We start from the raw sequence: 22,764 nt of genomic DNA on the forward strand, positions 1-22,764 counted from the left end.
ATTCTTGATTATTTTAATTCCTAACTCAAGATCTTTCTTAACTAGTTCTTTTAACCAGCCCTTAAGTTCAGAATCTGACATTTTATCAATCGTACTAATAGCCCTTTCGCTTCCACCTGCATTATACTCTACTATGGCAAGTTCTTTAATTTTATTTTTTACTACCGGATTATCTACCCACTCGTATATTTCATATCCGAGCGTCTCTATTGCATCTTTAACATCATCTATATTTGGAAGCATATTTGCATATTCACCAACTACTACTTTACAAAAACATTCTTCCCTAAACTCAGCATAACTAATGTCTGTAAAGAAAACAGCGTTTTCTAAAAATTCAATTGTACTTTTAATTTCTGCATCACTTTGAATACTACTGTTCAAAACCGCAAAAGCCCTTTTTGCTTCATTATATATACTATTGTCTATGCAACACAAAATAGGAACCCGAAACCTATTTGACCACTCCCTAGGATTTTTTGTTCCTTCTGCCTTGCTTTTCCAAAGATTATACATCTGAGTTTTTATTTGATTCTTTCTATACTCATCAGCAGCTCTTTTTACATTTCCATTGCCTTGGGTAATTCCCTCAACAAACATGTTTGTTTTTATAGATTTTCGTATTTCATCACATTCTATTTCATTGAAACCTTCTAAATATGGAGCGTATATTTCCATAAATGCAACATTTCTTTCTTTTAATATACTGTTAAGTTCTGTGGAATGTTCATGCATTTCCTTACTGAACTGTTGCATTGCATCTGGAAGCATATCATCTTTTTTCGCAATATTTAAAAGATACATAAGCACTTTTTGTAATGCAGGATATTTGTTTTGTGCAGCTTCACCGGAAAATCCTATGAACTTTAATGTTTCTCTCCATGATTCAAAGGCATCGTCTTTGGATTTATTCATTACATTTAAAAAATAATTTGTTTGTTTAACCACCTCATATTCTACCATCAATTTGTACAATTCATCTTCACCTGTAGAATTATTCCAATATGCCGAATATTCAACAGAAAAAACATTTTTAATATCAGATAATACTAGATCTTCAGCTCCTATATCTTTTGCTAGATTTAACAATCTGCCTCCTTCAAATCGAAGAAGATATTGTTTCATACCCTTTTTACAATTCTCCGCAGTAAGGAGCATCTTCAAATTATCTCCAGATGAAGGGCGCTGCATTGCCATTTTTCCAATGACATTCGCTATATCGTGGGCCCGTTCTCCATCTTCCTGTACCAAAACAATATATTCTTTTACAATATCATATACGCCATAGCTGTCTATATCCTCCAAACACCATACAGGATAAATGAGAGCTTTCATTTTATTTTTGATCAAAGAACCTGCATGGCTGGGAGAATTGCACGTATCTGGCTCTATGCTCCATGCGGTTTCTGTAAGTTCATAAAAAGCTTTTTCCTCTTCTGTCAAATTAACAATATAGGTAGGCTTTGGCATCTTTCCAATATAATTTCCTATCATCTCTGCTAATTTTTCAGGAGTCATTTCTTCACGATGTCCTTCTCCATTCATGCTTCTATAAGGATTACCGCTATATTCTTTAAGCAGAAACCCTGTAATAAATGCGGAAAGATTACATTGAGAAAATCCAAAGGTTCTTTCAAGATAATCGTAGATTTCTCCAATAGAAATTTTACCACTGTCTTGAAAAGCTTCGCTGATAATTTTATCTACAGCTTTTTTAATAATCACAATATGCTCTCGTTCCAGTCCCGGATCATTCCAATATTCCGGCTTATCCCATACTTTTCCAAGGACACTCTTTTCACATCCTGCTATCAGTCCTTTTATCTCTATACCGCCAATACCATATCTGGCAATCTGTTTTGTTTGAGTCAATTTAAACTGAGACTCTATCAAATTTTTAGTAAAATCCATAACATGGTTAAATCGGATCAACACTATTGTCTGTAAGATAGCATATAATTCATTGGTATTATTTGCTTTTTCTCCATTTTGATTAGCATATGTATAAACTATAAATTGTCCCTTATAAATCCGCTCTTTCCATTCCCTATTTAAAACATCACTTGCCTTTCTTGCATTATCTTTTGCCTGCTGATTACTATTTCCGGTGTAATACATTGTCATTGCAGAGTAGTCAACATACTGCTCAAATGCCTCCACTCCTAAAGGTATAGAAAGAGCATCAACTACAACAATATCTTTATATTCTTCCTTTGATATAGTCTCTTTAATAATATTCCGAAAATATTGAGCTTCATCTTCTGTCTTTGCAAGCGCAAGAACTGCCTTAAAATGCCAGCTAGTCTCTTTATGCTTCAGATCATCCATAATCTTGATAAAATTAGATACTGTTACTATCGGTAAATCCCCATTATCTGGCGATATACCATACCTCAGTTTTAATGCAGGTGGCAGGTTCAAAGCTGTTGGAAGCTGAGCTGCATCCGCTGTCAATTTTACTATTGTACTTTTATCTCTTATCTCCTTTTTATGCTGCTCAATTTTGGCCCCATCTCCAGCAAGCACTGCTACATTATAAACTTTTTTATTATCCCCGATAGGCGTCAATATAAGTATGCCTTTATTAACCAGTCCTTTTGCAATTCCTCTACATTCATTTTCATATTGGTCAAAATCCCCTTCAAATGCATAACTAAGATTTTGGTCTGTTGGTTTTAGAACTTCAACTTCTCCGCCAAGGCTTTGATCAATAGCTTGCATAATCAGCACTGTTTTAAGAACCACTTTTTCCTTTTCTGTAAGCATAGTCTGTTGTGGAAATGTTCCAAGAATCAACTTTATATCTGATGTCAGATATTCCGATCCTTTCACATAGAAAAAATCCCACAATCTGTCTATCGTAATAAACGGTCTATCGTCTTCTGGACCAAACTCTTGTATAAACCATTGAAAAGCTTGTGTGTCCAATTCTTTAGGCGTTTTAATAAAATCAAACATACTTCTTTGATTAGCTTGATACGCCACTGCTATATTTTTTAAGGTAATAGCTGTCATAGGATGAATTGGAAGCATATTTTTCATAACAATTTCATTTGTTACATCTGATGACTTCATAACTGCCTGTCGTGAAGAGCTCACTCTTGCATTCAAATCATCCATCAATTGATTCCAATTCTCCACTGCCTCTGGCTTTGGTTTAAATGCATCCGCAATCAAATCAAACGCAATGTTAGATGGCATTGCAATTTCTATTTTATCAAAGCGCTGCTGAACTATCTTCCATGAATCATCATTTATGCTTATTGATGAAATAGGATGTGTCACAACAACAAAGTAGAATGGTGCTTCCTGACAAATTGAAACAAGTTTTTGAAACTCACTAAATGAATTTTTGTTTTGACGGAAAAAATCGCTAAATTCATCCCAAACAAAAACAATCTTTATGCCATTATTCTGCTTAATAATATCTAAGATCCATTTTCTAATACTATCCGCATCAAGAGAAAGTGCTGTTATCCCTTCTTTTGCAGCCAATTTAAAGATGTGTTCCATAAGCTTTGACACATCATCACTTTTTCGCAATGCATTAATAATCTCGTCCGCTGTACTTTGCGAAAATGTAGATATCCATTCTGGCTTTTTCAAAAGATCATTCATAAACGTATTATGTGTTGTATCCTCCAGCCATGCTATAACGCTTTCCTTTAAAGTGTTCTCTCCCTTATAAGCTACATTCTGGTCATCCAACGCTGTTTTTATAGTTTCCTGCACAGCTGTAAAAAGTTGTTGTGGTGTAGTAATACTACCAGATGCATATCTGTAAGCACATACTATCCCCTGCTCTTTATGTCCTAAAATTTTTCCTAACAATGGCTGATTATTCTTCAGCTGATCATATTTGTTCCAATATGTCCTAAGCTCATCTTCGGATACCTCAAGAATCTTTTTTAATGCATACGCACATTTTGACTTGCCTGTACCATATGCTCCATGAATCCAAAGTGACCTATTTGTTGTTCCTCCAAGCATTTTTTCTGCAGCATTTAAAAGTTCTATAAATGTTTTATGAGGATATGTATCATTCCAGGTTGCCCCTCTATGTATGGCTGATTCATCAAAACACGGAAAATATTCTTCATCCACATTAAAATAATCACTGTATCTGTTAGCCATATTATATTTCCTCCCTGAACAATCCTAATACATCCTCTGAATTTTTATCATAAAGTGTAACTGTTTTTAAATCATTAGTAAAAGTTGCATTAATAAAATCAGGGTATAAACTTGATAATCCAAGTAACATGGACTTTAGTTCTCCCTCATCATATAAACCATAAATTTTTACCGGACTTATACCATCTCTGTCAGTATCTTCATCATAAAGATATGAGAGATGGAATTCTTTATCTAAATTGCATTTTTCGGCGAATATGTATAGTGCGTACAGCAAAACCCGATTGTCAGAAATATTACACTTTGTCCTGCAAAGGGAATCAATCTGTTTTCCATTCATTTCCACATACCCAAAACCAAATTCTGTACCCAATGGTAATGCGCACAGTCTTTTATATGCATTAATGATGGAAGTAGCATCACCAGGTTTGACATTTTCTGCACTAACAAGAAGTGTACTTATATCATTTCTTGGATAACAAACTCCTATTTCCATATTTTCAATGTACCATCTACACTGTTTGTTATATGCAAAATTTGCCATAAACAATCCCCAGGTAACTGGATGTGTATAGCCATAACCCGAAACAATTTTGAAAAGTTCTGTTGTAGCTCCTTTAGCATCTGTAAATCCTCCATCTCTAAGAAAAATTTTCAATTTCGGCTCCTGATTCTTTTTATTAAGCATATTATCATTCCAATACTCTTCTTTTAAATCAAAAAAATTCTGAACCCAGTCCGTTTTCGGTGCGTGATTTGCAAATGAATTAATACTTTCCTTTTTCATAATTCCCTCTCCACTTGGTGTTCTTAATGAATGATATACTAAACATCCATCATCTATTTCGTGGCATTGTCCACAGTTAATACAATTCGTAATACTAAGCTTGCCCTTAAAAGATATACATCCTTTTCGACAATTTGTCTCACATACTCTGCATCCCACACAGTAGGCGGACTTTTTAAAAACCTGTTTGAACTTTTTAAAATATGCCGGATATTTTTTTATCACATCAGTGTTACACAAAATTCGATACCCATCTCTGCAATCTTCATATTCATATTCAAATGGTATCTCCCCCAATGTTTTTATCCATTCTCGCCAGTCTGTCCTTGGCTGGCTTATAGTAATGACAACCTTTTCATCTTTTATTTCATCTTTATAATGTTGCTCATTTATTGTAAGATCTCGTCCATTTTTTCTCGCATTCCATCCTCCATTAGATACATAACTATCAAGAGCAACCACATCCCCTGCATCCCTGGCATCCATCGATTTTATCATTGTAATATATTTATCAATTTCATTTCGATATGAAGCATATTGTAAAAAATCACCTTTTCCGCCTCCCATTGGGCAAAATAAGCATCCTGCTCTTGAGTTTCCTTTTTTATATGTATTATTTACATATATACTATTTTTGAAAATATACAACCAAACTTCTGCGGACGTCCATTCAATAATGGGATTATAACTATATTGGCCCTTTTGTTTCTTTCCAAAATTCTCATATCCATATCTACTTCTAGTTACACTTTCGTGTGCTCTAACTCCAACGAAGTCCATTCCAACATAGTTATCTTTTCCTGTTATCTCCCTCATCTTCAATGTCTGTGGTGTACTTTTATGTACACTGCAGCACCATCTAAGAACTCTGGCAGGTGGTCCAAACAATCTCCAACTTTCTTCTGGTTCAAAATGAGATTGAGCTACATAAAACGGAATCCCTTCTTTTTCGCACTGCTCTCTGGTATATTTCACTGCATCATATGTGTCTGGAAATTCCATTCTCGTATCACCAAAAATAACAACAAAGCTTCCCTTGGGTAATGCCCTCTTTACAAGATCTAGTAATACTGCACTATCCTTGCCCCCACTAAATGCAACATGAAATATGTCCAGCTTTTCCCGAAGCTTTTCATATTCTTTTATAATTTTCTTTATAGTGAACTCTTCAATTACTGCAAGAAGCTCCTCATTCTTCTTACACATAGTCGATATATCTATTTCAGCAAGAACATGTCCACTATCTTTTCCAAATAAAACTCTTCCATTTTTATCATGTTCTACCAACAACTCTGGAGCACTATAAAGACTTCCCCCTTTCGCTTTTGCAATTTGAATTCCCCGATACCAATAGACATTTGCTTCCGCCCACATATATGGAATATTATTTTGTTTTTCATATTCAAAAAATTGATCAAACCCCAGCAAATACATCTCATCAGCATATACTGGCCTTGGTTCTTTTGAAAAATTAGTCGGTGTAGAATTTAATAAAATTCCTCCCGTCTCAATATCATATGTATATGAATACATTATTCTTTTCCCTCTCTAATTTGTTTTGCCCTATCAATAATATCATCAAGCCAATTAAATTTACTTCTTGCCATATAACCAGTATCAAATAAGTATTTTCCTACTTGTTCCTTTTCAAGTTTTATGTTTGCTTGCGCAGCAACATGTGATAAAAGTTCTTTATAGTCCCAATTAATATCACATGCAACAATCGCTCCCACATTCCGACCATTAAGCAAGTTTGCACGATACCTGTATTTTTTACTATATTTATAACAGTAACTCTCCAATAAATAGTGATTCCATGTTTGACCACATATCGGAAAAAGTGCAAATGTTGTTACTTCCTTAATTGCCGCAAAACCTCCTTTTATAAATGGCTCAATAGCATAGTCTATAGCATCTATATCAAAACATACCAATCTATCTGCCACAAATTTCTCTTTATTCACTCGAATCATTGTATCATAAAGCGCCAAATACACCGCTCTCTGATCTTTGACTCCAATTAATTCATTAACTTTATTCATAGCCTCGTCAAAAGTACACTCCTCTTTCTCTACACAAAACTTTTTCATCAATGTAACCACATCAATATCTTTTTTACCTTTTGTAATAATTTTACCATTTAGATAAAATTCATTTGAAAGAATCTTGTTATAAATTGCATTTAATATTGTATTTTTCGAAAGTTCATAATTTTCTTCAATAATGTCTCCAAGTGGAATATCGCTCAGTGAAGTAAAGCCCCTTGTTTTACATTCATAGCTCACAAAATCAACTATTTCTTTTTCTTCTTCTTCTGTAACAATAAGTGTTTTTACACATGTGTAAACACCCTCAGATATCCAAACAAATAGCTTACTTATAGTTAAATAAAACCTTATTTTTTCTATTGGTATATATGGCAATCTATTTGAAATCTCTTCTACTGATAACTTGATTTCATCTCCCCATATTCGGTATATTTCATTTGTCACCGCAATATGCTCAGTAGTTTTTTTACATTTGCTAAAATAATTTTTCGCAAAAAATAAATCCTTTTTTGTCTCTATTAAAAATTCTTTCAAAATATTTTCAGTAACAATATGATGTATTTCAAGCCAATCCCTATGTATTTCCATAAAACATTCATAATAAATTATTGAAATATCTTGTTCAAAACATTCTGCTAATATCCCATTGATTTCCTTTTTGAAGGCATCATTAACTATAAAAACTTTTCCATTAGATACAAAGCCATTCTGTTTTATAATTTTTATAATTTCTTCATCAACCTCTTTAATATCAATGTTTTCCTCTTGTGCATACTTTTTTAATTTCATTAGCTCAATTACAGAACCCAGCCGAAATCCATATACAAATTTTTCTGCAACAAGCTGAATAAGCCTTGTTTCATACCTATTCGCTATACCATTCTTCTCTTCTTCAATATTTTTAGTATCCATGTCTAAATACTTTTCACCAATTTTAAGTTTTGCTTCATTTAAAATTTTCTTAAAACTTTCCTCGTCCTCCAAATACATATCAACTATACTCTGAAATAATTTTGATGGCATATGCTTCCCATAACCTGCTTTTTTAAACGCACAATCAATATATTCCATTTGCCACCGCATCCCGTTTAAGTTACGAAATGTTTCGTCTATTTCCATTCCTTCATTTATTGCCTTCTCTCTAAGGTGATTCGAAAGTTCCTGTAATGCTTCTATTTTATCCCTGTTTCCATTTTTTATATTAAGATAGGCCTCAATCAGCAACGCTACCTCATACTTATCCCATTTGGGTTGCCTTTTCATAACATTCTCCAATATTTATGTAGTTGTTATATTTTTCTTTTCGCTTCTTAATTTTCCCAATTAACTTTTCTTTGTAATATAACTAATGGATTTAACATCTCCAAACCAATATCATATCTAAATAATACAGTATCATTTTTACTATACTTAAACTTTCCTTATTCCACAAGCCCCATAAACTATTTTCTCTCAAAAGGCATCTCTAATTTCCCAAGCAATACTTCTCAACAATCCGCTCCACCACCATCTCAGCCGTATCATTATCCATATAAAACTTATTTTCCACCTTCGCAAATGAGCGTCTATACCCTAAAATATCCCTTTTTATCTCAGAAATATAATATCGTTTATGAGCATTTTTATATCCATCATCTTTGTATATACGATCATTCTCATCACTAAAAACAAGTCTCTCAAATATATGCTCTGGAGAATCTTGCAACTCTATTGCAAGCACATCTTCACGAGTAAAGTATCGATTAAAATACTTCGGATAAGAAATAGGGGAAATGACAAACACCTTATCCCCCTTTTTCCTCATGATCATATCAATTACGCATCCCCTCTTTCTATCTCTATCCAAAAGGGTGCCCGTGTTTACAAAGTCTTCAAGAGTTGTATTGTAATACTTTTTTACTTCATCATCCAAATCATAAAATTCATACCCCATCCTGTAGGCCAATATTTCCCCAGCTGTTGTCTTTCCCACATTTGATACACCAAATAAAAGTATTGTCATTCTCTCACCCATCATTCAAAACAAATCACTATCAAAAAGGCCCATAGACATCCTCATCATTTTCAGCCGTCTCCATAGCAGCCAGAGCAACGGCATTTGCTACATTTTTACTAATCGCAAAAGGGATCTGCCTGTGCTTTCAAATTTTCATCTACACGGAAAGTAACATTTACCCCCTTCATAATTCTTCAACTTCCTGTTACCTATCTATCATCTATTATACGTAACCCTAAAAGTCAGGTCAACAATATACGTGCAATCCATGTACAAATCATGCTCTTTCTTTAATAAGTATGCTTTCCCAAAAAATATCCAATTTTATTCATCATATAGGCTATATTTTCAATTTATAGCCTATATGATGAATAAAATTCCATTCTTGTTCTACCTCTTCCTCCGCCTTCTCCTCCCCTGAAACTCCCGAATCCTCCCCTCAATCTCTGTATAATCCCTCTCAAACAACTCCTCACTCATCAACCGATTCAAAATCTCCCCCGGCACCCGTTCCACAAGTTTTTCCCTCACAAACTCCTTACTCTTCCCCGCATACTTGGCCATCCCGCAAATCTCCTGAATATGTGCCATCTCCGGCCGCCAGAGAATCCGGATCTTCCACTTCATTTCCACCTTCGGATTCCGAACTGCTTCCCGAATCATATAAAAATCCACCCGTTCATCCAGCCACTCCACCGAAATAATCCCCCAATACTCCGGTACATGCTCCTCTATATGCATGGCATGGGTAGACCCTACCACCACATAATTCCGATCAAAGAACCTGTCATAGTCCTTAACCTGCCGTTTCAGTCTCGCATAGGTATCCGCATCGCTCTTTATCTCAATCCCGGCGATTTCATCCGGCAGAATCATCACAATATCCGCCCGGGAGCTGCCCATCTGCTTTTCCTCTATGATACGAACCTTACCATATTTCGCTTCCAGATAATCAAACAGCGGCTCCCTAATATCCTTGTCATACAGCATTATAATACGTCACTTTCGTTTCTATTTCCGTACAGATTTTTTCATCGCCTGGTTCTATTTTTATAACCCTTTCCGAAACCATTCCGCCAGATAACTCTGCCCCTGTTCACCGGACGGGATTTCACTGGATCTCAGCTGGATTCCATTCTCCTTCAAAAATCTGCGGATGCCATGCCATTTTTCCTCAAAAAAAGCTCTCGACAATTTGCGCTCTTTTACCCCCTCCGCAAACAATGCCGGAAATACTTTAATCAGTGCTCCATAACCTGTAGTTTTTGCTAATATGTACCGATCGCTCTGTTCCCATTCCTCCGGAAATACTGCCGCCACAGCTCCAAAATAATTCATCATGATTTTCAAAATCACATCATCCCGCTCTTTAATAAAATACTGGCGGAGTACATATCTGGAATTCTCCTCAAGTTCTTCTCCCCGTTTGATCCGGATCATATCTTCTTGAGGACGATTACTGATTAATCTGCATAGATAACTGACAAAAGTTCCCTGGGACAGCACCATATTACTCTGCCCTTTCTTCCCCAGCATTTTTAATCTTCCATAGAACGGGGACTGCCGATCAGAATTCATAATCCGTGCAATCTCATGGCAGGTCTTATAAGGACTCCTTTCTGCGCTGAGTTCAAACAAATCATAGATTAAGGATTTGTCTACCTTAGTCTGGTTGCTGTTGATTGTGGAAAAAATATACGCTTTTTCCTCTTCCGTCAAATCAAACATAACCACAATCATCAAATCCGTTTCAAAACCACCTGCCAGTTTAATTCCTTCCACACGATGCTGTCCATCTAAAATTTCCGCAAAATGTTTTTTGTCATCAAAAACCAGTTCATAGAGCCCTGGAATATTCTCCATACCCTTCACAGAAATAACGTCTTCTTCTTTTACCGCTAAAATAATAGGTGTTGGGAAAGCCGCATCCGGATCCTGACAATATTTTGCAATCGCCTTAGAGCGTTCCTCAGAAAGCGCTCTCTGTATTCCTTCTCCATCTTCGTCCCTGCGTACTGTTTTTGCAATTTTGATTAGCCTCCTGGAATTCATTTTTCCTACATAAAACGTCCCTACCGGCTGAGTAATCTCCAATATCGGAAGCGTACATCTCATAGTTCAATCTCCCCCTCATTATCTTCAATCTTATCCACTATGCGGGCGCCTTCTTTTGTCATATCCATCTGCTGCCGTTCTGCATCCAGATATTCCGTATCATCATAATCTTTCAGAACAACTTTATGCTGTTCCATCTGCCCCACACAGTACATATAAAAAGCAAAAAAGGAAGACACTACTCCACACCCTATTTGCAGCCAAATCTCTCCCCGCAGTTCACCCAGCCAGAGAAATACTAAAATTAAAATCCAGATAATATTTACAGCCGATGTCGTCACATGATAAGATACAAAATCCGGATTCTTTCCTTTCCGCTTGTTCACAATCTGCTTTACAAAATCCTCTGCCAGAAGCGGAGCGCAGATAGATACTGAATAAGTATAAATAATTCCCTCCTGTAAAGATGCAGAAATTTCATTTATTCGCATCAGAAGAAGTCCTGCCCATATATTGAGCAGTCCAAAAAACACTACAAAGACAAACCAGATATAATATAATTTTTCCTCTTTGAGCACATATAACGGAGCCCGCATCCGGTCCCATTTTCCCTGCTTGGTATCTTTCATTTTTTTATCCTCACACCTGATTATTCACGCTAAAAAGATGCCTGTATTCCATTTGCAAAATTATTGCGGCAAAATTCTGCCATATTTAACTAAAAGTTTTTTTAAATTCTCCTTTAGTTCCGATAACTGCTTTACATTTTCAAAATCCATCGGGGATAACGATGACAATGACACCGCATCCATGCGTTTTACCAGACTGTGGTATTGCCGTTCTATAGCCGTAAGTGTCTCCTGCTTCATCTGTTCCAGACATGTTTCTCTTTGCTCATTTGACTCCAGTTCAATATCCATATCCAGAATGTTTTCCAGGGAAAGTTCCTGTGCCGCCCTGTTTAGCCTGTATACCCCCCGGCCTGTTTTTTCCAGCTCTCTGTTGGTTATGAGAACACGCAGGCACCCCGCCAGATGTCCTTCCCGATAGTCCTTTCCATATTTAAAACCTTCTATTGCTTCCAGGCCCTCTTTCATATCTGAGATATTTCTCTCTTTGCCGTCGCCCATCACACTCATAATCTTTTTTTGCAAAATTCTGCTTGTTGATTCCATTTCTTCACCTCTTTTTTCATCTTTTTGTTTCTTTAAATCTATTCTATCTTATTTCATTAAAGACGTCAAGCAGGATTATTGATTTCTTTCATTTTTCATGAAATTCTTTCATTTTTCATGAATCCATTGAATTTCTTACAATTTCTATTTGCTTTCATTCAAATTCATGTGTTGTAACAACTCTTTCCTCATGCACGCATATGCATTTGTAACAAATAGAGGCATCAGGTCTTTTAAACCCAATGCCTCTTTATTCGTCACTCAAAAGCCGCTTTTAACTCTTACCCGTTCCTTACACCCTATGTCTCTTTGCGATATAAACCGGATAAGTATCCGTACCCTTAAGCTCTTTTCCTGCGCTCACCGTCACATCCTTGTCCGCTATCACAAACTCCACATCTGCTCCGGACTCTACAACCGTGCCCTGCATCAGGATACAATTCTTTACCTTGGCACCTTTGGCGATCTTCACCCCACGGAAGAGAACGCAGTTCTCTACCTCGCCTTCAATGACACAGCCGTCCGCAACCATGGCATTTTCTACCTTTGCGCCCTCAATATACCGGGTGGGATTGTCATCACGAATCTTCGTATAAATCGGTGCTCCGGAGAACAATGCATCCAGATTGTAATCATCCAGAAGCCGCATATTCTCATCAAAATAACTCTTTATATCAGAGATACGTGCCACATAGCCCTCATACTTATAGCCCTGAACATTCAGCCGGCTAAGCTGCGGCAGCAATACATCCCGCTCAAAATACTCCTCTCCATGAACATAAGCTTTCTCAATCAGATCAATAAGCAGCTCCCGTCCAATCACGGTAATATTCATAGAAAACTTCTGCACGCCCGACTCTCTGGAATTGACAAACATCTTGGTAACTCTGCCGTCCTCAATGTCAAAGGTATAATAAAATCCCTTGTCATTGGTTGTACTTTTCTTGATGCTCTCCGGAAACTCCTGCTCATTGTAAGCAATGGTTACATCCGCACCATTGGCAACATGCGCCTTAATCATGGCTTTAAAGTCAAAGTTAACCACTACATTCGTATCCGACAGAACCACATATTTTTCTTTCTGGCTTCGCAGGAAATCCAGAATGCCGGCCAGCGCTCCTACCCTGCCCACATAAGGCTTGTTGGTCTTGTCCGCAAAGGGCGGGAAAATATTCAATCCGCCGTTCTTTCTCACCAGATCCCATTCACGTCCGGAGCCAAGATGATCCATCAGAGAATGATAATTATTGCTTACCATCATGGAAATATTGTCAATTCCGCAGTTTGCCATGCTTGACAGGATAAAATCGATGAGGCGGTAACGGCTGGCAAAAGGAATCGATGCCATCAAGCGCACATTCACCAAATCGGGGACCAGCGCATCATAGCTGTTTGGAAAAATAATGCCCAGAGCACTCCTATTTGTATTCATCATACCTCTTCACCGCCTTCCACATTTGTCCTCACCATAGCCTGAGGCCCAACCTTGGCCCCATTACCAACGGTCACACCTGCACCGATTGTGGCAACGCCGTTCTCATCGCCGGAGGGCATAGAGCCTACAACCGCATTCTCGCCAATGGTCACATTTTCCGCCACAATACAGTGCTTTACAACGGCTCCTGCCTTGATAACGGTTCCGCCCATAACTACCGCATCCTCTACAATGGCTCCGTCTTCCACTTTGACACCGGCAAAAAGGACCGAATGCTTCACACTTCCCTTGATCCGGCAGCCGTCTGTAATCATGGAATTCTCCACAACGGCTCCTTTACAGATCTTGTGTCCTGTCATACCGCTGTTGCGGCTGTAGATCTTCCAGTTGGAGTCAAAGAGATTAATTCCGCTGTGCTCCGGATCCAATACCTCCATGTTGGCCTCCCAGAGAGATGAGATGGTTCCGACATCTTTCCAGTAGCCGTCAAAATGATAGGCATACATTCTGCGTCCGTCACGAAGGAGGCTGGGAATAATATTATTTCCAAAATCGTTCTCGGATTCCGGATTGGCCTCATCCTCCTCCAGGTATTTACGCAGAATATCCCAGTTAAAAATGTAGATACCCATAGAAGCCAGATTGGATTTGGGCTCCTTTGGCTTCTCCTGGAATTCCGTAATCTTGTCATCCCCATCCGCCACCATCAGGCCGAAACGGGAAGCCTCCTCCCAGGGCACCTCCATAACCGCTACGCTGAATTCCGCATTTTTCTCCTTGTGGAACCGCAGGAAATCGCTGTAGTCCTGCTTGCAGATCTGGTCGCCCGAAAGGATGATCACGTACTTGGGATCATACCTCTCAATAAATGAAATGTTCTGGTAGATCGCATTTGCCGTTCCCTTGTACCAGTCGGAACCGCTGGATTTCTGATAGGGTGGAAGCACATGCACGCCTCCCTGAAGACGGTCCAAATCCCACGGCTGGCCGTTGCCGATGTACTCATTCAGCACCAACGGCTGATACTGGGTCAGGATACCCACCGTGTCGATTCCTGAATTGACACAGTTGGACAGCGGAAAGTCAATAATCCGATATTTTCCGCCAAAAGGAACTGCCGGTTTTGCAAGCTTCTCTGTCAGCGCATACAAGCGTGAGCCCTGTCCGCCTGCAAGAAGCATTGCAATCATTTCTTTTGCCATAAAACAATCCTCCCTGTTTTTTTCTTTGTTAAGATTATACTACAGAATGAGAAAATTTGGTATCCTTATTAATAAAAATACTAATCTTTCTCTGAAAACTCCTTTAACCGCCTTTTAAACGCTTCGTTTTCCGCACTTATTCTGTCTATGGCAAAGCTCTGTTCATTTATCACTGCATCCTTTTGTCCTATCACTACATCCTTCTCAATCACCTTCTTCTGCAGTTCTTCTTTCATAAACTTCACCGTATTCTCTGACAGGATTCGTTAATCAAATTTGGCGTTCTTAAAGCGAGACCGCCCTTCAATTATGCTATCTATCTAACTTATCCGCCGTATGGATTATGGGCACATATGCCAAAGGGTGGAATTCATTCTGTTCTTGAGATTGACTTACGGGTCAAAAATGATTTATAGTAGGAAGTGTGTAAAGGTTATTACGGAACCGTAACAGTAACATTCTCTCAATACACAAATCAATTTACAGACAGATGCTTCTGTGGCTGAAAATTGATTTATATAAAGGTGTACTGGGATGAGATTACGGAACTTTTATAGGAGAAATTCCATGCGTTATCTGATATCGGACATACACGGCTGCTACGAGGAATATCGGGGGCTGCTGGATAAAATTCATTTTTCCCACAGGGATGAGCTTTATGTTTTGGGAGATGCAATGGACCGGGGCCCGGAGCCTATCAAGGTGATTCAGGATATGATGGGGCGGCCCAATGTGATCTACATTGTCGGGAATCATGACTATATGATGCTGAGTACCCTCAGCAGACTTGCAGTGGAAATTACGGAGAATAATTATGAGGATTATCTCACATCGGAGGATCTTTTGAACTATTCCTGCTGGCTGCTGGATGGAGGTCAAGTAACGGCAAATCAGTTTCGGGCTTTGCCAAGGGAAGAACAGAGAGCAGTTCTCGAATATTTGAGCGACGGACTGACCTATGAGGTGATTGAAGAGAAAGGAAAACAGTTGCTGCTGGTTCATGCGGGACTTAGAGGCTTTGAAGAGAAAAAAAGCCTGGAGGATTATGCATTTCCTGACTTTCTCTTCGAACGCATCGACTACAGCAGGCGGTATTACCAGGATTACCGCAAAATCATAGTAACCGGGCATACGCCCACACCAAACATCCGGGCGGACGCACAGCCGCTTATTTACCGGGGAAACGGGCATATTGCCATTGACTGCGGCTGTGTGTTCGGAGGAAATCTGGCAGCCTACTGTGTTGAGACAGAAGAGGCGGTTTATGTAAAAAGCAGGAGACGGTGGGGGAGGTAAGCCGGAAACAGGCAGGAAGCTGCCAACAAGAGTTAATTATTTAAATCATACAAATGATATGATTCTCCTCCATCATCTGACAAGTCTAATCCTTTCAAATTGGGAGAAACCAGCCATATTTATATGAAAAACATACCCCAATAATTCCGCCAATTAAGATTAAATTAACTAACATCCAAATCCATTTTCTTCTAATTACTTTTCCATTAATATCTCGTATAAAATCAATCAATACCCAAATCAAATTAAAAAAAACAAGACCAATAATAAAAGCTATTAAAGAGATCCTATATATAGACGGTTTATCTATATTTTCTAAAACCGAGCTAGAAAATACTATACCACCAGTAAATGCCAAAACAATAGCTGCAAAAATTCCCAAAATTGTAATATATTCCTTCTGCATATCCTCTTGTCGTTCTTGAACTTTACCCGACAACTGTTTTAAATCATCAATCGTTTTATTGGAAATTTCCTTTAATGCATCCTCCGATTCACGAACTTTTTGTTCTAGGCTTGCCACAAGCAATCTGTTTTTAGCTAATTCTGACATTGTTTCGTTTGTCATAGTTTTGGTATAATTGATTCTTGCAATATCTAAATTTGTATGATCATACAATTTTACAATTTCTTTTCTAATATCAATAGTGTCTCCGTTTTCATCGGTATTTTTAGGAATATATCCATCTTTAATAGTCTGAATATTTTGTGCTAGAATATCCAAACTTCCTATACTAGAATCCCCATCAATTAAAGTTAGTGTTGAAAAGATATCAGAATAATAATGCCGAAATTTTTCTTTACTATTATAATTATAGTATATATCTTCAAGCCGCATGAAAAAAGAGACTCTATTGCGTGCTTCCTTTAATATATCCTGTGATTTAGATAACTCTATCAGAACTTCATTCAATGCGTCCCTTTTTTCCTGCTCATTTAGTATCCTCATACCTTATCCCTTACTTTTTATTAATTCTTGCGGAATAATCTGATGATCCCCCAATCCGTCTCTATAAATCAAATCCCATGCTTTTCCGGAGCTATGTGTATCGCTTACCATGTCCCACGGATTCAATATCCTTTTTTTTTCAATAATAGGATTAATAATATTTTCATCATTTGACTGGATAACAACCACATATCTCATCCTAATAGGTAACGCACCAAACCCGCAATATTGTTTATATACTTCAGGAACAACCGGACCAAATTGCCAAGCCTCTATATTCTCCGGAAATGCCATTGCTCCTTGCTGTAAAAATTCTCTTTGAATATAGTAAAGGATTTTCTGTAGTTGCAAATTGGATATTGGATATCCGTCCTTAGTGCATTTATCAATTATATATTTTGCCATGCTCAACGCCGAATACATTTTATCCCCTCCTTACGCCTATATAAATTATTATATTTACAAACATATGTTCTGTCAAGTCAATTATAGCACTTTATATTTCTTTATTTTCCCTACTACTTTGTGCTCTAACCATCTATGGCAACATTTTCCGCTATGTATTCAATAATCACAAATAAGGTATGCACGGCAGGCAATCTTATAGACTACCTAACATGTAAAATAAATAATGTATTCTCGTACTATTCAAATTCTATGGTTGCCGGGGGCTTCGGCGACATGTCGTAGCATACCCGATTTACATTCTCCACCTCTGCCAGTATCCGGTTTGTGATCCTCTCCAGCACATCCCAGTCCACCTTCTCAATGGAAGCCGTCATAGCATCAATGGTGTTGATCGCCCGGATAATCACCATATACTCAAACACCCGTGCATGCTTCTTCATGCCGACAGACTTAAAGTCCGGCACCACCGTAAAGTACTGCCACACCTTCTTATCCAGACCTGCCCTGGCAAATTCCTCCCGAAGAATTGCATCCGATTCCCGAACAGCCTCCAGGCGCTCTCGTGTAATCGCCCCCAGACACCTTACGCCCAATCCCGGCCCCGGGAACGGCTGACGATACACCATATCTTGGGGAAGCCCCAGCTCCACGCCACAGGCCCGCACCTCATCCTTGAAAAGCTGCTTTAGAGGCTCCACCAGCTCAAACTTCAAATCCTTTGGCAGTCCGCCCACATTATGATGAGACTTCACCATCTTCGCTGTCTTGGTTCCGCTCTCGATGATATCGGGGTAAATCGTCCCCTGTCCAAGAAAATCAATCCCCTCCAGCTTTCTTGCCTCTTCCTCAAAGACACGGATAAACTCACCGCCAATGATTTTCCGCTTCTGCTCCGGGTCCGCTACATTTTCCAGCTTTCCAAGGAAACGCTCCGAAGCGTCCACATAAATCAGATTGGCATGAAGCTCGTCCCGGAACACCTTCACCACGCTCTCCGATTCATTTTTGCGCATCAGTCCATGATTCACATGAACGCAGACCAGCTGCTGCCCAATGGCCTTGATCAGCATAGCCGCCACTACAGAGGAATCCACGCCGCCGGACAGTGCCAGCAGCACCTTCTTATCCCCTACCTGCTGACGAATCAGCTCTAACTGATCCTCAATGAAATTCTTCATATTCCAGTTTGCCTCTGCCTTGCAGTCCTCGAATATGAATTTCTTCAGTTCATCCCCTGCTGGAAGCTGATCAAACTGCTTCTCACATTTTGACTGGGGATAGTCAATGGAAATCATGGGGTATCCCAGCTCATAAAGCTCCTTGCGAATCTCCACGGCTTGTCCGTCTACCACACGGTTTTCGCCGCCGTTTAAAATAATGCCCTTCACATTTTCAAAGGCCTTCAATTCCTCCGCCGTAATATCATGGGGATGAATCTCACTATATACACCAAGATCTCGAATCTCACGGGCAATTACGGTATTCTGTGTACTGCCCAAATCCAAAATTACAATTAAATCCTGCTTCATGGGAAATGGTCTCCTTATCTTTTTTGTAAATAACAGATTTTATCCGCTTTATTATAGCAGACGAAAGGGCGTCTTGTATAGCGTTTCTTACAATCCCTTTCAATCCCTCGGCCCTGTAAAGGCTTCCACAAGCATTCTCTGAACCTTCTCCGGGTACATCAGCAGTTGGTAGTGATAGCCTGTAGGCCCCACTCTGTCTATGGTCTTAATTCCTGCATTCAGTCCCTCTTCTGTCTGAACCTTTATCGTTTTGTCCTCCTGCTTTTCCTCCGCCGTAAGGCCGGCAAGCACAAGCTGCTCCCAGATTACCGTAGTGGTAATCTTTTTTACATATTCCGCACTGCAAATGCCGTTTAACCGCTCCTTGATATCACTTATGTAACAGTATTCTGTGTATGGAAAGGCTTCGCCGTCCTGGGGATTTAAATAAAAAGCTCCTTTTTTTCGCCTTTGTTTCTTCTCGGGTGCCGGAGCCTCCGCTTCTGTCTCGTCCTCTATCTTTGTGCTGATAACAGCTCCCGGGTTATTTGCGACAAATTCCGCAATTTCATCCAGAAATCTCTGTCCGTATTTCCGAAACTTATTTTCCGCCACTCCTGATACCTGAAGCATCTCCTGCTTATTCTCTGGTATCCTGGCACACATATCAATCAAAGTCTTATCATTAAAAATAATATAGGGCGGCATTCCCTCTTCCCTGGCTATCACCAGCCGCAGGCTGCGGAGCTTCTCAAACAGCCGGTAGCCTGCACTGGTAAGGGTGTCTGTGCTCCGTTTCTTTCCGCCCTTGATTTTTGCAGGTCCCTCTTTCTCCGCAAAGGTTCTGATCACGACATGTGTGTCCTCATTTTTCAGTCTTTCGATATTGCCAATACGCAAAACGCTGTATTCCCCGTCTGTCCGGGTGATATATTCCTCCAAGAGCATCTGGTCAATCAGCAAGCGGACCTCACGCTCGCTTCGGTGGGCCAGGGCTCCGTAGGATTTGTAAGCCGTTGCGCCGATTTCTCTAAGCCGTGCCCGGTTTGCTCCAAGCAGAGTGCCTGTTACAATGCTCTGTCCGTACCGCCCCCTGGTCTCCGCCAGGCAGTTAATGACCCATTTCGCATCTTCTGTCATATCTACTGCCGTGTATTCACGATGGCAGTTTCCGCAATTATCACAGGGCCTATTCATTTTTTCTCCGAAATAGTTAAGGATATACTGTCTTAAGCAGGAGGTGGACTTGCAATATCCCTCCATAAGACGCAGCCTTTGGGCATCTCTCTGCCGGATCAGCTCAATATCATCCTCATCCGAGCCTTCAAATTCCTTCTTTTCCAGAAGAAACTTATTGATCATTACATCCTGTGGGGAAAAAAGAAGAATACACTGGGAATTTTCACCGTCCCGGCCTGCACGTCCGGCCTCCTGGTAGTAATTTTCCATGCTCTGGGGCATGTTGTAATGAATTACAAATCTGACATTTGACTTATCGATTCCCATGCCGAAAGCATTGGTGGCTATGATAATCGGCGTTCTGTCATAGATGAAGTCATCCTGGTTTTTCTTTCGCAGCTCATTGTCGATTCCTGCATGATACCGTGTCACAGGGACGCCGCCTTTGAAGAGATTTTCGTACAGGGTATCTACATTTTTTCTGGTTGCGCAGTAAATGATTCCGCTCTCGCCTCGATGCCTGCTGATGTAGTCTGTCACAAAGGCATCCTTGTTTTTTCCGGAAATGTGTTCTACCTGGTAATACAGATTTTCTCTGTCAAAGCCTGTTACTATGATGCTGGGCTCCTTAAGCTTCAAGATGCACTCAATATCAATCTTAACTTCCTCTGTGGCCGTGGCCGTAAATGCGCTTACAACGGGACGCCTGGGGAGGCGCTCGATAAAGTCAACAATCTTTAGGTAGCTGGGCCGAAAGTCCTGCCCCCACTGGGAGATACAGTGAGCCTCGTCAACTGTTATCATGGAAATGTGGGCATTTAACGCAAAGTCCAGAAATCCGGCGCTTTCCAACCTCTCGGGAGCCACATAGATAATTTTATACGTCCCCTTACGGGCCATGCCAAGGGCCTTTGAAACCTGTGCTTCGGTCAGAGATGAATTGATAAAGGCAGCGTGTATTCCGGCTTCATTCAGGGACTTTACCTGATCCTGCATCAGAGAAATGAGGGGCGAGATCACAAGGGTGATCCCCGGAAGCAGGAGCGCCGGAACCTGGTAACAGATAGACTTTCCTGCCCCGGTAGGCATCACGGCCAGGGCGTCCCTTCCTTCCAGGATAGAATGAATGATGTCCTCCTGTCCTCTTCGGAAGGAATCGTAGCCAAAATAAGTTTTTAGTATGTCTTGCGGGGTCATCGCCTGTCTCCTTCCCTTTTCAATTCCTCAAACATTTCCTTCACCGCAGGCGCATTTTTTGTCAGTCTTTTGATGCTCAAATCCTCGGCTTTATTGTTGGCAAGGCGAAGATTATTTTCTGATGAGAGAAGGGCTTCCTTGGTCTTCTGCAGATGGGTGATGGTCTTGTCAATCTCTTCAATGGCAGTTTTGAATTTGTCGCTGGCAATCCGGTAGTTTCGGGCAAAGCCTTCCTTAAATGCATTCATGTTTTCTTCAAAATGAAGAATATCTACCTGCTGGTGCTTTGCCGTCTCCAGCTCCTGGCGGTATTTTAGAGAGTTCAGCGCCGCATTGCGAAGCAAAGTGATCATGGGGATGAAGAATTGCGGACGGATGACATACATTTTTTCGTATTTGTAGGAAACATCCACAATGCCATTGTTGTACAGCTCATTGTCAATCTCAAGGAGGGAAACAAGGACTGCGTATTCGCATTTCTTTTCACGCCTGTCCTTGTCAAGCTCTTTTAGAAAATCCTCATTTTTATGCTTGGTAGCGGTCTCGTCCATCTCATTTTTCATCTCAAACATGATTGAGATGAATTCGGTCCCTTCCACGGATTCCCGAAAAATGAAGTCGCCCTTGCTTCCTGTCCGGGCATCGTTGTCCTTCTCAAAATAAGCGGTGGGAAATGCAGTCATTCGCAAGGCATTAAACTGATTCAGACAGTGCTGCTCCAGGCTCTCGCCTATCATTTTTGTGGACTGCCTGGCCTTGAAATCCTTATAATACTCAATTTGTTCGTCTTTTAGCTTGAGCTTGTCCTCATATTCCTTCTGCAGAGCCTGTTCCTTTAGCTCACGTTCCGTCTCCTTGTTTGACAGCTGGCTTTTAAGTTCCGTAATCTCTGTTGCCTTTTGGTTCAGCTCTTTTTCTTTTTCCTGGACGGCTTCTGAAACAGCAAGCTTTCTTTCGGTTTCACTATTTTGGAGCTTTGCTCTCAGCTCCTCAATCATGCGGACTTTTTCCGCAAGCTCCCCGTTTTTTTCTTCCAGTACTTTTTCTCTTTCTTTTTCTGTTTTACTGACAGCCTCGCTTATGGCAAGCTTTTTCTCTGTCTCACTTCCGGAAATCCGGGCATTCAACTGTTCAATGGCCCTCTCCTTCTCAAGCAGCTCCGAATCTTTTGCTGACAGCGCTTTTTCAAATTCCTCCTTCTGCTTCATTTCGGATAGCTCTAATTCCCTTTCCTTCTTTTCCGCAAAATCCTTTTCACGCTGCTTTAAGGCCTTTTCAAATTCCTTATCCCGAACCTGCTGTACAATCTGTGCATAGCCGGATTCATCTACCGCAAAAACTTCTCCGCAATTGGGGCACTTGATTTCCTGCATGATTTTTGTTCCTTTCCAAATG

General features: G+C 39.8%; 17 protein-coding genes. 1 reads left to right on the forward strand and 16 read right to left on the reverse strand.

Translation table 11 applies throughout. The features are described 5' to 3' along the window. The 11 genes from VSQ61_RS20785 to VSQ61_RS20835 form a co-directional block, all read right to left on the reverse strand. Nucleotides 1–4,134: hypothetical protein (locus tag VSQ61_RS20785; RefSeq protein WP_334346267.1), on the reverse strand; the 4,134-nt coding region annotated here is incomplete at its 3' end. Nucleotide 4,135: 1 nt separating this feature from the next. After that, nucleotides 4,136–6,454 carry a phosphoadenosine phosphosulfate reductase domain-containing protein gene (locus VSQ61_RS20790; protein WP_334346268.1) on the reverse strand — a complete coding sequence of 773 codons (2,319 nt, stop codon included), beginning with the start codon at nucleotides 6,452–6,454 and terminating at the stop codon, nucleotides 4,136–4,138. Continuing rightward, nucleotides 6,454–8,232: a hypothetical protein gene (locus VSQ61_RS20795; RefSeq protein WP_334346269.1), complete on the reverse strand. Its 1,779-nt coding sequence runs from the start codon at nucleotides 8,230–8,232 to the stop codon at nucleotides 6,454–6,456. Before VSQ61_RS20795 ends, VSQ61_RS20790 begins: the two co-directional genes overlap by 1 nt. 202 nt (nucleotides 8,233–8,434) lie before the next feature. Next, nucleotides 8,435–8,971 (reverse strand): shikimate kinase, encoded by a 537-nt coding sequence (locus tag VSQ61_RS20800; RefSeq protein WP_334346270.1) that lies wholly within the window; start codon nucleotides 8,969–8,971, stop codon nucleotides 8,435–8,437. Nucleotides 8,972–9,355: 384 nt separating this feature from the next. After that, on the reverse strand, nucleotides 9,356–9,955 hold the full coding sequence (locus VSQ61_RS20805) for a sce7726 family protein (protein WP_334346271.1): 600 nt from the start codon (nucleotides 9,953–9,955) through the stop codon (nucleotides 9,356–9,358). 60 nt (nucleotides 9,956–10,015) lie between these two features. Further along, complete coding sequence (locus VSQ61_RS20810) at nucleotides 10,016–11,080, reverse strand: DGQHR domain-containing protein (RefSeq protein WP_334346272.1); 1,065 nt, start codon at nucleotides 11,078–11,080, stop codon at nucleotides 10,016–10,018. Continuing rightward, the gene (locus tag VSQ61_RS20815) at nucleotides 11,077–11,649 is read right to left on the reverse strand and encodes a hypothetical protein (protein ID WP_334346273.1); all 573 of its coding nucleotides are present in this window, start codon (nucleotides 11,647–11,649) and stop codon (nucleotides 11,077–11,079) included. The genes VSQ61_RS20810 and VSQ61_RS20815 overlap by 4 nt, the downstream gene beginning before the upstream one ends. A gap of 60 nt (nucleotides 11,650–11,709) precedes the next feature. Further along, nucleotides 11,710–12,195, reverse strand: coding sequence for a hypothetical protein (locus tag VSQ61_RS20820; RefSeq protein WP_334346274.1), 486 nt, complete (start codon nucleotides 12,193–12,195; stop codon nucleotides 11,710–11,712). 292 nt (nucleotides 12,196–12,487) lie between these two features. Then, nucleotides 12,488–13,630 carry a glucose-1-phosphate adenylyltransferase subunit GlgD gene (glgD, locus tag VSQ61_RS20825; protein WP_334346275.1) on the reverse strand — a complete coding sequence of 381 codons (1,143 nt, stop codon included), beginning with the start codon at nucleotides 13,628–13,630 and terminating at the stop codon, nucleotides 12,488–12,490. Beyond that, a complete protein-coding gene (locus VSQ61_RS20830; protein WP_334346276.1) occupies nucleotides 13,627–14,832 on the reverse strand; it encodes a glucose-1-phosphate adenylyltransferase in 1,206 nt (401 codons plus the stop codon). The genes glgD and VSQ61_RS20830 overlap by 4 nt, the downstream gene beginning before the upstream one ends. 80 nt (nucleotides 14,833–14,912) lie before the next feature. Next, on the reverse strand, nucleotides 14,913–15,068 hold the full coding sequence (locus tag VSQ61_RS20835; protein WP_334346277.1) for a hypothetical protein: 156 nt from the start codon (nucleotides 15,066–15,068) through the stop codon (nucleotides 14,913–14,915). A 331-nt stretch (nucleotides 15,069–15,399) separates the two neighbouring features. On the opposite strand from VSQ61_RS20835, the gene VSQ61_RS20840 reads away from it, so the two are divergent. Then, a complete protein-coding gene (locus VSQ61_RS20840; protein ID WP_334346278.1) occupies nucleotides 15,400–16,128 on the forward strand; it encodes a metallophosphoesterase in 729 nt (242 codons plus the stop codon). Between the two features lie 94 nt (nucleotides 16,129–16,222). On the opposite strand, the gene VSQ61_RS20845 is transcribed toward VSQ61_RS20840, so the two are convergent. From VSQ61_RS20845 to VSQ61_RS20865, 5 genes are all read right to left on the reverse strand, one after another. Continuing rightward, nucleotides 16,223–17,077: a hypothetical protein gene (locus VSQ61_RS20845; RefSeq protein WP_334346279.1), complete on the reverse strand. Its 855-nt coding sequence runs from the start codon at nucleotides 17,075–17,077 to the stop codon at nucleotides 16,223–16,225. Between the two features lie 3 nt (nucleotides 17,078–17,080). Beyond that, nucleotides 17,081–17,500: a Panacea domain-containing protein gene (locus VSQ61_RS20850; protein WP_334346280.1), complete on the reverse strand. Its 420-nt coding sequence runs from the start codon at nucleotides 17,498–17,500 to the stop codon at nucleotides 17,081–17,083. Between the two features lie 221 nt (nucleotides 17,501–17,721). Then, complete coding sequence (gene guaA / locus VSQ61_RS20855; protein WP_334346281.1) at nucleotides 17,722–19,014, reverse strand: glutamine-hydrolyzing GMP synthase; 1,293 nt, start codon at nucleotides 19,012–19,014, stop codon at nucleotides 17,722–17,724. A gap of 99 nt (nucleotides 19,015–19,113) precedes the next feature. Further along, nucleotides 19,114–21,369 carry a DNA helicase RecQ gene (gene recQ, locus VSQ61_RS20860; protein WP_334346282.1) on the reverse strand — a complete coding sequence of 752 codons (2,256 nt, stop codon included), beginning with the start codon at nucleotides 21,367–21,369 and terminating at the stop codon, nucleotides 19,114–19,116. Further along, nucleotides 21,366–22,742, reverse strand: a complete 1,377-nt coding sequence (locus VSQ61_RS20865) for a DUF2130 domain-containing protein (RefSeq protein ID WP_334346283.1) — start codon at nucleotides 22,740–22,742, stop codon at nucleotides 21,366–21,368. Before VSQ61_RS20865 ends, recQ begins: the two co-directional genes overlap by 4 nt. Between the last annotated feature and the right edge of the window lie 22 nt (nucleotides 22,743–22,764).

This window comes from Candidatus Merdisoma sp. JLR.KK006, assembly GCF_036941035.1.
In the GTDB taxonomy this organism is placed as follows: domain Bacteria; phylum Bacillota; class Clostridia; order Lachnospirales; family Lachnospiraceae; genus Laedolimicola.